The sequence below is a fragment of the Candidatus Tisiphia endosymbiont of Oplodontha viridula genome, from assembly GCF_964264865.1.
Taxonomy (GTDB): Bacteria; Pseudomonadota; Alphaproteobacteria; order Rickettsiales; family Rickettsiaceae; genus Tisiphia.
Genome location: NZ_OZ183486.1, coordinates 401,942 through 415,082, shown reverse-complemented (window position 1 = coordinate 415,082; position 13,141 = coordinate 401,942). Strand labels below are relative to the sequence as shown.

Below are 13,141 nucleotides of genomic sequence, written 5' to 3'. Positions count from 1 at the left end.
TCGATGATAATTTAATGCAAGAACGTATTAGCAATATTAGGGGTCTTTTCGCTAAGTATAAAATAGATGCCTATATAGTACCGTCTAATGATCAATATTTTAGCGAGTATGTTCATGAAAGTGCTAAACGACTGCAATATATGACTAACTTTAGTGGGTCAAATGGTATTGTGGTGATCTGCAAAAATAATGTTATATTTTTTACAGATGGTCGTTATCTAGAACAAAGTAAGCGTGAACTAGATCCAAAAATTTTTGAGATTTTCGATATTAAAGATTTACCCTATTTTCCTTGGGATGATTATTTAGGTAATGATGGTATATTAGGATATGATGCGAAACTCTTCACTAATGTTAAGTTAAAAATATTTGCTAAAATAAAGACTCGTTTACATAAAGTATCTAATAATTTAGTAGATCAAATTTGGCGTAATAGGCCAGTTGAACCATCATCAAAAATATATATTTATGATGATAAGTTTGCTGGTCAATCGTATAGTGATAAAATTACCATGTGCCGTAATCTACTCACTAAATATTCTGCAGATACCATGATTGTTACTGCAGCAGATTCAATATGCTGGTTATTAAATCTCAGAGCAAGTGACATTCCATATTCACCATTGATGCTTGGTATAGTCCTAATCACTAAGAACCAACTATATTTATTTATTAATCCAAATAGGGTAGACCAAGATATTATACTTGCTCGTCCTCATATAACTATCTTACCTTCAGCACAATTTGCTGATATATTGAGTCAAGCTAATAAAGTCCTAATTGACGAAAACTTCACTTCCAATTATATCATAGATTTGCTAAGCACTAAGATAATAGAAAAAATTAATGATCCTTGTCAATTAGCTAAAGCCCGTAAAAACGATATTGAAATTAACCATGCAATTAATTCCCATATTAAGGATGCGGTGGCACTATGCGAATTCTTTGCATATTTATTCGAACTACCAAATTTACAAGATCAAACTGAATATGATTTAGGAACAATATTAACAGGGTTTAGATTTAAGCAAGATCAATATGTTATGGATAGCTTCCCGACTATATGTGGCTTTAAGGAAAATAGTGCTATAATTCATTACCGAGCAACAAGCACGGGAGCAAAGAAAATCTTAGGTAAAGGCATATTATTAATTGATTCTGGTGGTCAATATAACGGTTGTACTACTGATGTAACTAGGACTCTTGCTATAGGTGGGTATCCTACCAAAGAACAAAAATTACTTTACACTCAAGTTCTTAAGGGGCATATTGCTTTGTCGATGATTAAGTTTCCAGTTAATCTTATTACTGGAGCTAATTTAGATGTTCTAGCTCGGCAGTTTTTATGGAGAGATGGACAAGATTATCCACATAGTACAGGTCATGGTGTTGGTAGCTTCTTAAGTGTTCATGAAGGACCACAAAATATTAGTTTACGCAGTAATGTTATTCTAGAACCTAGTATGATTGTATCCAATGAGCCAGGTTATTATAAAACGAACGAATTTGGCATTAGAATAGAAAATCTGATGTATGTCAAAAATACTTTACAGGATGAAAATTTTCTAGAGTTTGACACTCTCACCCTTGTTCCTTATGCAAAAGATTTAATAGATCGTAGAATGCTAAACGCAGATGAGATAAATTATATAGAACAATACTATCAAAAAATTAAACAACAAGTTTATCCCCTGCTTTCAATTAGAGGACAGAAATGGTTAAGTGGAGTAGTTGAGATTTAATCTTATGTCAGAACTAATGGTGGTTTTATGTATTTAGCTGCTATTATAGATTGGCATAGTAAAGCCATATTGAGTTATAAATTATCAAATTCAATGGATGTGACTTTGGTAACTGATGTATTAGACTTCTTTCGAAACTTGCTTATGCTGAGGGATTTGAAGGAGACGCTTCACCTCGAACCGCAGCGTACTCTAATTCCGTTACGGATTCGAGTACCGCATCATTGTCCAAATCACCAGCAGAAGTAGAGTTTCGAAAGAAGTCTATTAAAAGATGCCCTTAATAAATACAAAGCTCCAAAAATATTTAATAGTGACCAAGGCACTTATCATTACTAACTATGAATAAGCTGATTTGTGGGATTCACAGACATCGTTTCAACATTTTTGTTGCTAAATTCTTATTGTACCCATGGATTAAAATCTCCTCTTTAGAATGATCATATTTTTCACTAACTTCTTCATAGAGTGGAGTTTGATAAATCAATTCTATATATTTTCCATTTGGAGTTTTACCGCCTAAAGAGCTATGTGGTCTGTTCCAATTGTAATAATGTTCCCAATATCCTAATTCCTCAATAAGATCAGGGCTTTTAAGATCAATACTCGAATAGAACTCATCTAAGTCTGTTCGTTGAGTGCGTTCTACTTTGCCGTTTAAATGAGGAAAAGCTGGTTTAATAGGACGAAATTTAATAGCATATTCTTTTAAACGTTCCTAGACTTTATAAGCAAAAAATTCTTGTCCTCTATCAGTTTGAATACGTTGTATGGGAAATGGCATACGCTCCATAACTTGTTCTAAAAAATCTAAAGTATTTGTTGCAGTACGTCTTTTATATAAAGCCAAAACCTTATATCTAGTACAATCAATCTATAGCGGTATATTGGTATAAATTGTTAGCGATTTTGCACACGTCCATCTGTACCCTTTTTCTAGGAAGATTACAATTGTATCTTTTAGCTTGTTTACGCGCTTCTCATTCTGTATATAGGGTAGGTTCATACCATTATTTTAGCACATCCTAAAATTGAAACAATCTCTATGAATCATACATATTAATGGAGAGGATTATCTAGAACTAATCCTTGCAAAGTCACTAGTGTTGTGTCTTCTTGGTAACGTTCTATATCTTGTACTTGTTCTAGATATGTCTCTTCAACTAAACGATCCTCCTGTGCTTTTCTAGCTTGTTCAGCAGCAATCTTCTCCTCATCCTTACTACGCTGAACAATCAGATATTGCTGCAATGATATTTCCTCACCTTTCAGTAGTTTAATTACCGTTGCAATATCCTGATGTTCTAATATCATTGCTTTAAAGACTTGATCAACTTTAGAACCAAGCTGAGCTATTTCTATTTGCAGATTGGCATGCTGGGCTACCATTTTGATAATCTCATCATTACCGCTTCTTACAGCAATTTTCAGAGCAGATTCACCGTTATTAGTTAAAACTTCTGCACTGCTACTACCTAGTTGTAAAATCTTCTGCACTATTTCTGTTTTCTGAGCAGATATGGCAATTTGTAGCAGTGTATAACCAGCAAATTTTTGTGATAGAAGGCTACTATCATAAGATGATAATTTACTTATGGTAACAATATCATTTTGACCTATTGCCTCCACTACCGTACTAGCTAAATCCTGTCCTGTTGCCAGAACCTTTTTAATAAAGCTTTCATTACCATTATGTACTAATTGTTGTAATAAGGTTTTGCCTTCAACCGAGTAATTACAACAATTAGCCCCATAATATAGAGCTAATTCAAATAACTCATTATGTGTTTTCTTAATGGCATAATATGCTAACTCATCAGCATCAACTCCTAGAGATTTTATTATACTAATCATTGTCTCGCTGTCCGGCTTACCCCACAATTCAAAAAGAAAAAATGCTCGCTGCTTACCATCAGCTGATTGTAACTTCTCAAAAATAGCTTTCTCCTGCCCGCTCAGCCTATTTGCTATCTCCTTATTGACTAACTGTGTTTGGGTACATCTATTTGCAGCCTCTTGCTGTTTAACAGCGAAAGTAGAAGCAACTGACTTTTCTGTATCAATTTTCCCTTGTACTTGATTCAGTTCTATTGTAAGAGCCTTTATCTCTTCTCTTTCAATAGCCTCTAATCTTGCCTTTTCTTCAGCAATTGCTCGTTGTCTTGCCTGTTCAACTGCCACTGCTTGTTGCCTTGCCTGTTCCTCAGCAGCTTCCTGTTGTCTTAAACTATTAATTTCTATTTCTAAGTCATTAATTCTAGCATTCGTTGCCGCCATATCTTGATCATATCGCCCTTGGTTAAACCTTGTCACTGTATGATTTGTTGATATTGTTTCAGTATAATAATATGATTCCTTATTAACACTGTGCTGAGCTTCCTCCTGTTGATGTAGAAGCTCTTGTATACGTTGTTTTGTCAAAATAGCCTCATCTTTAAATATAAAATTATTCCCGTACCTTTCCAGCCTAGATTAGAAATTCCTTATATGTACGCCTAGCACGCTCGCTTACCACTTGCACTTCTAGCCAACTCTTGAAATTCAACTGGTATACACGAAAGTAGCGAACTAATATTATTTTATATAGAATAATATAATTATTTTAATATGTAAAGTATTTTTAATAAAAAATAATGACCTGTTAATTATAATCTTAGATTTTAGAGCTTGTCCGCAAACTAAGTAATAGAAGTAATCCTACGAAGAAGTAATCGACTCATAGCCAAAAAAATTATATTTTCACTAGAATCAGTAAGAAAATCATATTCCTTGGAGAGCCTTCTATTTCTATTTATCCAAGCAAAGGTTCTCTCAACAACCCATCGCCTTGGCTGTACTTTAAACCCAACTTCCCTTTTGGCAATAGTTCTAGTGGTGTATTTTTTGGTCACACTACTGGACAAAAGAGATGGGGTGGTTGCAAGAGCTAGTAAATAGAGTATTTTAGATTGAACACAAAAAAATCTGTGGTACTCTATGTTACTAGCCGAATTACTATATAATCATTTTGAGATGAAAGATACAAGACTAAACACGTTCAAGGGCATAATAAAATCATTAATGTTGTGTCGAGGAAGCAAATATAAAAATATGGCAGAAGAAATAGAAGGAGATAAATTATTAGATTCAAAAATAAAAGCGGTATATAGATTTCTTCAAGAAGACAATATCAATATTGATGATTATTATAAGTTTATGAAAAATTATATTCCTCAAGGGAAAGTGGTTTTATCAATAGATAGAACCACTTGGGAATTAGGACAGGAGATAAGAAATATATTAGTATTGTCGGTATCATATAATAAAATTGCTATGCCATTAATATATAAAATAATTCCTTATAAAGGAGCATGTACGGCAGACGATCAAATTGCAGTAATATCGAAATTTATAGAGGAATTTGGTAAGGAAAAGATAGAGGGAATATTAGGAGATAGGGAATTTGATAATGAGAAATTAATTACCTATCTTCACAATAAAAATATTAATTATGCATTAAGGGTGAGAAGGACAAATAGAATAGTTAATAAAGAAGGTCAATGGATTAGGATCGATAGCATGAAAGAAATAAAGATAAGAAATTTTTCTACAAGGTTTTATTCTGTCCCAGTGAAATTTGATCATATCAAATTAGCAAGCGGAGAATATCTATCGATAGTGTATAGTAAGAACATGTCAAACGGATCTGAAATATATCGGAAGAGATGGGATATCGAGGCAGGCTTTAAAGGGTGTAAAAGTAATGGTTTTAGAATGGAAGATACGCATATAAAGAGTAAAGTACGATTAGAGAATTTTATAAAATGTTTATTTATAGCATATGCAATGGCAATAAAAATAGGAGCAATTGGAGAGCAAGAGCAACCGATAAAAATGAAGAAAACGCTAGGATGTAGGAGTTATTCTGTACTACAGTTAGGTATAAGATGTACTAGTTACGACTTAATCTGACAATAAGTAATAATCAGGCAGCTTGATAAGTAATAGCCAAGTTGTCTGATATTCTCTCTATATTACTAATATTTTTATCTTTAGCAATATAAAGTGAATCTCTAAAAGTTTGCATTGGTGTTTTACCAAAACAATGTTTACCTGAATGAGACCTTTCGTTATTATAATTTGTAAGCCAAGTATCTATATCAGCTTGTAACTCATCTAATGTATTATAGAGCTTTTTACGAAATAGAATGTGATAGCACTCTTCCTGCATAGTTTTGTGAAAACGCTCACATATACCATTAGTTTGAGGGCTATATGCTTTAGTTCTAGAATGATCTATATTCTCAATACCAAGATATAGTTGATAAGCATGATTCTCAGGTTTACCACAATATTCCGTGCCTCTATCTGTAAGTATTCGAAGCAAAGGGATATTATACTTTTCAAAAAATGGAATAACCCTATCATTCAAATGGTCTGCTGTAGTAATAGCTGTTTTCTCGGTATAAAGCTTACAAATAGCTACCCTAGAATAAGTGTCTACAAAGGTTTGTTGGTAGATACGTCCTATGCCTTTAATGTTTCCAACATAATAGGTATCTTGAGAGCCAAGGTAACTAGGATGCATGGTTTCAATCTCACCAGTTGCTTCACGTTTATTCTTGATTTTCTCAAGTGCAGCAAGTTGTGCATCACTCAAAATAATACCATCATTTGCAACTTTAGCATCCAATGCTTTTAGACGTTTTTTGAAATTCTCTAGATCATGACGTAGCCAAACAGACCTTACTCCACCTCCAGAGATAACGATACCTCTCCTACGTAATTCATTAGCAGTACGTTCCTGACCATAAGCAGGAAATTCAACAGCTATATTAACTACTGCATCCTCGATATTAGATGGAACACGATTCTTCAAACATGGCTTCTTTCTAGTCATCTCAAACAAAGATTCTGCTCCACCTTGCTCATGCAGTTCCTTATAGCGGTAAAATGTATCTCTGCTATAGCCCATTACTTTACAAGCTTGCTATACGTTTCCTAGTTGTTCTGCTAATTGTAATAAACCAATTCTTGGTTTTATAATTTTTTCTTGATATGTTGTCATCTGACAGTCTCCTTAATAAGAGGTTGTTAAAATTTGCTGGGTATGATTTTATTCCATATTTTCGTACCCAACAACTCCAAACTGTCAGATCAAGTCTTTACTTTTACATATAAGATCAATTAAACAAGTTTATAGTCGTTCTAAGCAATTTTTTGATTCCTTAATCATAAAATTGTTTAAGTTACACTTTGTGCAACCAACCTAACCTTTTTGTCCAGTAGTGTGATTTTTTGGTATCCAAAATCTGCACACTGGTCGTTTAACAATTTCTAAATCTATGTTATACTTTTCCTTAATGAGACCCTTTAAATCTTTAGACTGATACCCCATATCAGCCCACATTTGTTTAATAGTAGTGTACTCTTTTTGCATGTTACTGAGTAGCACTGTAGCTCCGTATCGATCATTCTCATTCGCAGAACCGACATAACAACCTAACACAAAGCCTTGTGTATCGGTAATAATATGCCTCTTTCTGCCCTTAATTTTCTTAGCTCCATCATAACCTTTAGCTCCACTTTTTCTGTTGTCTTGACAGACTGACTATCTATTATGCAAGCACTAGGATACTCATTTCTACCTAATTTTCGTCTAACATCCTTGATAAGTTCATGGTTCATACGTTCAAATACACCTTGCTTCTTCATCTTCTAAATTGTTCATATACTGTCTTCCAAATTGGAAAGTCATGCGGCATATATCTCCACTGACACCCAGTACGTAATACATAAAAAATTGCATTCAAAATCTCTCTTTTGCTATGTTTTAAAGGTCTACCTCCCTTTACATACGATACTTGAAACAACCCCTCTATCCTTAACCATTCTTCATCTGTTAAATCTGTTGGATAATTTTTTCTGCTTATTCTTTTATACTTCTTACTAATAATACTTTGTTCACTTCATCATACCTTAATTTTAGTTTGCGGACAAGCTCTTACACCTAAACATAGAGTATTTGGAAAAGTGCTATATCAAAGATTGGTTCAGCTAAACTACGTAAAGCACTATACTTTCCTGCTATAGTAGCTAAAAATCATAACCCTATATTTAAACAATTTACCCAAAAGCTATCTAGTAAGGGTAAACCTACTAAGGTTATTATTGTTGCTATTATGCGTAAATTATTACATATTGTCTTTGGAGTAATTAAAAATAATTCTATCTTTAATCCTATTTTAGTCCTTGGCTCTTAAGACAGTATCAGAAGCCTAGTATACACATGTGCATCAACTATTGATTGTGACTTTTAAATTACCCTATTGAACTTATATAAAATAATTATAGAAATATAAACGATTCAATGCTATAAGTGACTCATAATATAATCATGTTATGATTTGGAGAGGTGGCCGAGAGGCTGAAGGCGACGGTTTGCTAAACCGTTATACGGGTTAACCGTATCGAGGGTTCGAATCCCTCTCTCTCCGCCATTCGGTACAAGTTGTCGTTTTTTCAAAAATATCGAACGGGAAACGTAGAGAGGTCTCAAGTTTTTTGCCCCTCAGTTTGAGGTTCTGAAATACGAAATTTATCATTTTGCGTTTTTGGGGCATTTCAGAACCTTTAAAAGTTTCATAGGCTTCAGATGCTAGAGTTATTAGCGTTGTAGCGGTATCAGTAAATTTATCGTCTGCTTCATCATAAGTTTTCAGTAAACGATCAATTTCATATTGGCGATCTTTTAATTGTTGTTTTTTTCTTTGAAATTCTTCTGTGCTAAGTTCTCCATTGAGTCGCAAATCTATTAATGAATTTAATCTATTCTCATTTTCGGTATGTTCTTTCTTTAAAGCAGCTGTTGCTTACCCATGCTCATCTTTCTTTAGCTCATTTGTGTTTTTTAAATAGGCTAGAGTCTCTTTTAACATTTCTGGGTCTCTTATACCTATTCTTTTAAAAACCTCTTCTACCTGCTTTAAAACCTCATCTTCTCTTACATAAATCTTCTTGTTTGGATTCTTTGAATCCCATGTCCCTAAATAAGTCCATTCGTCCACTTTGCCATCTGAATATGTTTTGCTGTGAGTTTCAGCTGTTACAACTTTACCAGTTACTGCACAGGTGATTAATCCTCTAAAAAGAAAATCCTTACCACCATATTTAAAAGGCTTCTTCTTCCACCCTAAACGTACATCTTTACATGCCATAAAAGTCTCTTTTGTTATAATTGCTTGGTAACCATGTGACCACATCTCTCCTTTTACTCTCATTTCACCGTAATAAAATGGTTGTTGTATTAAACGATGTATAACAGTTTTATTTAGGTGACAATTCTTTTTACTTATTAAGCCTAATTCTTTAGCCATATTTACCATAGACCTAAGAGTATACATTCCTGTTGCATATTCTTCAAAGAGTTTTTTTATGATAGGACCTCTTAAAGGATCGAGAATTACTATACTGTTTCCTCTTTCATCTCGACTATTTAGGTAACCAAGAGGGGCTGGTCCTATCCATTCTCCTTTACGCAATTTATGATCTAGGCTTCTTTTAACGTTATCACTTAAACTATCAACGTAAGATTGTGCCATCAATACATTCATTCCCCACATTAGCTTTGCATGAGACTGAGAATCTTTATCTATTATGTAACCTTCTGTTCTAAAATGTAATTCTATCTTACCAGCTTTTATAGGTTCTTCTAGTAATGAAATTTCTGAGATTCTTCTTTGTACTCGATCTACTTTATCAGCAACTATAGCAATTGTTTCTCTATGGCTTTTAGCAAACTTGATCATCTCTTTAAATTGTTTGCGATCACCTCTGCTTGAAGATTCGATAATTTCAAAAGTTTCGATAACTTCAAGATTTTTACGTTGGCAATATTCTACTAATCTATATTTTTGAGCTTCAATTGAATACCCTTCTTCTTGCTCCCTTGTTGAAACACGAACTAAAATTATGTCTTTTTGTGCTGAGTCTGTCATATTTTCCCCTTTGATAAAATGATAAAAGTATTATACGTTCAGAGATAGATTAAATACTGGACGAGTCAAGTTGAGTTTGCATTAAATTATCCAAGTAACCTCAGTATTAGAGCCAAGTGTCACATTTTTTTAGCATTAATAATTTTTGGTTATTGTAAAAATAATTGTTTTAACTCATAGCAGGAGTAACTTTATCAAGTGGTTTATCATAGATACCCCTATTTATTATTTTAAGGCTATTACACGGCTTTTTAGTATCATTATGGTACAACAGGAACTTGGTCTTGAATTATTGCTCTAAGTTTAAATATGGGCTTTTTTATTTATATGGGTTTGCTTTAAAATAGGTAAGTTAAAAACTTAACCGAATGCCACTGTTTACATCGATCCCATTATTGATATTCTGTATTAGATATGATACAATTGAGTCATAATAAATAAATTTGTAGTGATCTTATGGCAGCTAAACGATTATTAGTGTCTTTAGAGACGAGAAAATATTTGATGAAATTGCAGGTTTTGCTAAAATCAACAATGAGTCCTTATTTAAAGTAGCAAAAGATCTTATTATAACTAGTTTGGAACTTCAAGAGGATAAAATATTAGCTAAATTAGCAGATGAAAGGATAGGTAATACTAGGGAATGAATTAGTCATATGGACACTTGGAAATAATGTATAATCTTCTCTATTTAAATCAAGTTATACACAAAGATATCCCTAAGCTTTCTACACCAGTTAAATCTTTAATAAAGATAACCATTGAAAAAAAGCTATTATCTGATCCGATAAAATTTGGTAAACCTTTAAAACATAGCTTCAAAGGTTGCCGCTCCCTTAGAATTGGTGATTATGGAGTGATTTATCAAATAGTAGATACAGCAATATACTAGTTTCAACACCGCAAAGATTGTTATAATAATTCATAACAACAAAACTACTGTACCCCCATACCCTCAAACTTATAGGTCATTGCGTTTATAGACTTACTTTGTCTATTTAAGGGGTTTAAATTATCTCTTTATTAATCCTTTCCAAGCAAATTTTTTCCGTCACTGTTTTTAATTTTTTAACTCTATCAATAAGGTAAAGTAGCTGTTCTTTAGTTATTCTATAATCTTTGTTATAGCGAGCCTCAACATAAGCCTGTTCAAGTAATCTAAAACATTGCCTTTGCTCAACGCTAGAATGAGGAAATATCTGCCATAATTCTTCATTGTAATTTCCGGCTATACTACCTAATTTTCTTATATCGTGTAGTTTAGGTTTATAGCCAAAAAAAACTAACAGGATAGCATTATAAAAACTTTCGGTAGCTTGGTGTAACTCAAAAGCACACTTATTAAGGTTATTTCTTTGTAAGATATTACAAACATCAATTATGCACTCTATACCCTTTACAAACCAATACTCATAATCTTCTTTAGCTATTTGTCTTCTTTTTCCCCAAGGTAAGTTTTTAGCTTCCGCCAGCTGAAATTCGCCGCTATCATATAAGAGAATTCCTTCTTTTTTTATATCGGAAAAGAAATAATGCCCCTTCTCTAACTGACTATTTACCGTCTTGATTGATTCTAGCACCAAAGTTACCCATAACTCAAAAGGACTTCTTAATGATTTTTTTTCAACCTTTTTTCTATTTTATCTTCTATTGCTAACCCGGCAAGACCGGCATGTTTGCCTTTCTTCATCACCAACATAATATCGAGATCACTTTGATAGCTGTAGGTAATGTGACCTTTTTTATACTCATCTTGTACCCAATCTCCTCTAGCGTAAGAGCCAAATAAAATAATCATCGCAATCTTGTGCTTTGATACAGTGAGAATTTCTTTGACGATATTATCAAGCCTTTCTTGAATTATCAGGGAGCGTTCAGGTAAAACAGTATTCATATATTTATAGTGCAGTTATCTATAATGTAGATTACTACAATTGGCATAGATATTGCAAAAAGAATATTTAATATTTCATTTGAATACCGTGATATTGTTGCAAGCAAAACATGATATTTCTTGGTGTAATAGATACCTTTTTAATTGCATCAATATTATTTACTATTTTTAAAAAGATGAATATTCTTAAAATTATACCCCCTGTTTTTTGTTGTGGCTTTCTAGAGTCTCAATTAACAGCTCTTCTACTTGATAACTAATATTTTCATTGTCAAAATCTGTGAAATCTATTGTTATTTTGCTTGTAATTTTATTATTAGACTCTAGAAGTCCCACCAGTGTTATTGCTCCATTGTCAGTAATATTGTTATAGCTAAGGTCTATTTGGCTGATGGTTCTATTAGTTTCCAAAGCTTTAACAAGCTGGACAATCCCAACATCACCAATATCATTATTATTAAGAGATATTTTATTTATAGTGTTATTATTTTTTAGAAGTCTTGCTAGTATGATTGCTCCTTTATCACTAATATTATTGCTACCAATATCCACTTGCTTTATGATTTCATCATTTGTTAGAAGCCCTGCCAGTATATCTGCTCCCTCATCACCAATATCATTGCCTCTAAGACTTATTTGCTTTATGGTTTTATTATTTTCTAGAAATTCATTTAGTATGATTAGTCCTTGAATCCCGATATTATTATATTCAATATCTATATTAATCAAACTATAATTATTCTCTAACAGTTCGATAAGCAAACTTAGTCCCTCAAGGTCAATATCGTTGTCGCAAAGACGTATTGCGGTTATAAGCTTATTATGTTCTAAAATTTTGCCAACTATTTCAATTCCTTCTAAACCTATACGAACGTCGATAAGTTCTATATAAGTTATATTATTGCTCTGCAAAACTTCTCTAAGTATTTGTGCAGCAATATTAGTGATATTATTTATTTTTTCATTTGTTAAATTATTTTGTGGTTGATATTTAACATCGTTAGTCATAAAATTAACTCCTATTTTTTGTTTTTCGGAAGATAGACACTGAGGTTAGATTTAAAAATTTGACGATTATTGCTTCTAACCTCGGTGCTTAACACCACACCACATAGTGTCATCTTCACAGATATCCTCATTAATCCCAGAAGTACAGCGGTTTTTCTCACTATTAGTGATTTTTTATAAAATTTATTATAGTAGTGTTGAACTGGAGACAGTGACTAAAATTATTATGATAGTTGGTGGCTAAATAGCTGATAAATAAGCACTTAATTAGGCTATTTACATATTATTTACCAAGATATTACTCTTACTTTTACCCACAAATATTTTATCAAGAAAAGCCCTTAGGTATCAGTCTAGAGAAGCAAAAGTTGATCCAGTTTCATTGCGAGGAAGACCAACAGACCAAAGAAAAACCTAGATTGTATCATTATAAATTAAAGCTCACTGATTATTTTGCCGTTGCTAAAGTAGCTCTGCTTCCAATGATAATATCCTTTCCTAACAAAATATGGGTATAAAAA

At 32.8% G+C, this 13,141-nt stretch carries 10 protein-coding genes, 1 tRNA gene and 4 pseudogenes; 5 read left to right on the top strand and 10 right to left on the bottom strand.

What is annotated here, in order from left to right; genetic code table 11:
* Nucleotides 1–14 precede the first annotated feature (14 nt).
* Nucleotides 15–1,742: a M24 family metallopeptidase gene (locus ACFEL1_RS02030; protein ID WP_375331303.1), complete on the top strand. Its 1,728-nt coding sequence runs from the start codon at nucleotides 15–17 to the stop codon at nucleotides 1,740–1,742.
* Nucleotides 1,743–2,106: 364 nt separating this feature from the next.
* On the opposite strand, the pseudogene ACFEL1_RS02020 reads toward ACFEL1_RS02030, so the two are convergent.
* The 3 genes and pseudogenes from ACFEL1_RS02020 to ACFEL1_RS02010 form a co-directional block, all read right to left on the bottom strand.
* A pseudogene (locus ACFEL1_RS02020) lies at nucleotides 2,107–2,683 on the bottom strand (DDE-type integrase/transposase/recombinase); the annotation flags it as partial.
* Between the two features lie 118 nt (nucleotides 2,684–2,801).
* Nucleotides 2,802–4,163, bottom strand: a complete 1,362-nt coding sequence (locus ACFEL1_RS02015; protein ID WP_375331302.1) for an ankyrin repeat domain-containing protein — start codon at nucleotides 4,161–4,163, stop codon at nucleotides 2,802–2,804.
* 257 nt (nucleotides 4,164–4,420) lie between these two features.
* Nucleotides 4,421–4,588: pseudogene (locus ACFEL1_RS02010) on the bottom strand (transposase); the annotation flags it as partial.
* A gap of 130 nt (nucleotides 4,589–4,718) precedes the next feature.
* Between ACFEL1_RS02010 and ACFEL1_RS02005 the strand changes: the two are divergent.
* The gene (locus ACFEL1_RS02005) at nucleotides 4,719–5,693 is read left to right on the top strand and encodes a transposase (RefSeq protein ID WP_375331301.1); all 975 of its coding nucleotides are present in this window, start codon (nucleotides 4,719–4,721) and stop codon (nucleotides 5,691–5,693) included.
* A 13-nt stretch (nucleotides 5,694–5,706) separates the two neighbouring features.
* Here ACFEL1_RS02005 and ACFEL1_RS02000 read toward each other — a convergent pair.
* Together ACFEL1_RS02000 and ACFEL1_RS01995 are read right to left on the bottom strand one after the other, a co-directional pair.
* Nucleotides 5,707–6,789, bottom strand: a pseudogene (locus ACFEL1_RS02000) (IS481 family transposase).
* A 225-nt stretch (nucleotides 6,790–7,014) separates the two neighbouring features.
* A pseudogene (locus ACFEL1_RS01995) lies at nucleotides 7,015–7,654 on the bottom strand (IS5 family transposase); the annotation flags it as partial.
* A 90-nt stretch (nucleotides 7,655–7,744) separates the two neighbouring features.
* Between ACFEL1_RS01995 and ACFEL1_RS01990 the strand changes: the two are divergent.
* Both ACFEL1_RS01990 and ACFEL1_RS01985 read left to right on the top strand, forming a co-directional pair.
* The gene (locus tag ACFEL1_RS01990; protein ID WP_375331516.1) at nucleotides 7,745–7,984 is read left to right on the top strand and encodes a transposase; all 240 of its coding nucleotides are present in this window, start codon (nucleotides 7,745–7,747) and stop codon (nucleotides 7,982–7,984) included.
* A 146-nt stretch (nucleotides 7,985–8,130) separates the two neighbouring features.
* Nucleotides 8,131–8,221: transfer RNA gene (locus ACFEL1_RS01985), tRNA-Ser, on the top strand.
* Here ACFEL1_RS01985 and ACFEL1_RS01980 read toward each other — a convergent pair.
* Both ACFEL1_RS01980 and ACFEL1_RS01975 read right to left on the bottom strand, forming a co-directional pair.
* Nucleotides 8,183–8,530, bottom strand: a complete 348-nt coding sequence (locus ACFEL1_RS01980; protein WP_375331300.1) for a hypothetical protein — start codon at nucleotides 8,528–8,530, stop codon at nucleotides 8,183–8,185. The two genes, ACFEL1_RS01985 and ACFEL1_RS01980, sit on opposite strands and share 39 nt — an antisense overlap.
* Before the next feature lie 63 nt (nucleotides 8,531–8,593).
* Nucleotides 8,594–9,718 carry a recombinase family protein gene (locus tag ACFEL1_RS01975; protein ID WP_375331299.1) on the bottom strand — a complete coding sequence of 375 codons (1,125 nt, stop codon included), beginning with the start codon at nucleotides 9,716–9,718 and terminating at the stop codon, nucleotides 8,594–8,596.
* Between the two features lie 673 nt (nucleotides 9,719–10,391).
* Here ACFEL1_RS01975 and ACFEL1_RS01970 point away from each other — a divergent pair.
* Complete coding sequence (locus tag ACFEL1_RS01970) at nucleotides 10,392–10,610, top strand: type II toxin-antitoxin system RelE family toxin (protein ID WP_375331298.1); 219 nt, start codon at nucleotides 10,392–10,394, stop codon at nucleotides 10,608–10,610.
* 115 nt (nucleotides 10,611–10,725) lie between these two features.
* Here ACFEL1_RS01970 and ACFEL1_RS01965 read toward each other — a convergent pair whose 3' ends face one another.
* The 3 genes from ACFEL1_RS01965 to ACFEL1_RS01955 all read right to left on the bottom strand — a co-directional run bounded on the left by ACFEL1_RS01965 (nucleotide 10,726) and on the right by ACFEL1_RS01955 (nucleotide 12,620).
* Nucleotides 10,726–11,298 carry a HEPN domain-containing protein gene (locus ACFEL1_RS01965; protein ID WP_375331297.1) on the bottom strand — a complete coding sequence of 191 codons (573 nt, stop codon included), beginning with the start codon at nucleotides 11,296–11,298 and terminating at the stop codon, nucleotides 10,726–10,728.
* 29 nt (nucleotides 11,299–11,327) lie between these two features.
* Complete coding sequence (locus ACFEL1_RS01960) at nucleotides 11,328–11,612, bottom strand: hypothetical protein (RefSeq protein ID WP_375331296.1); 285 nt, start codon at nucleotides 11,610–11,612, stop codon at nucleotides 11,328–11,330.
* Between the two features lie 192 nt (nucleotides 11,613–11,804).
* Complete coding sequence (locus ACFEL1_RS01955; RefSeq protein WP_375331295.1) at nucleotides 11,805–12,620, bottom strand: hypothetical protein; 816 nt, start codon at nucleotides 12,618–12,620, stop codon at nucleotides 11,805–11,807.
* Nucleotides 12,621–13,141: the final 521 nt, after the last annotated feature.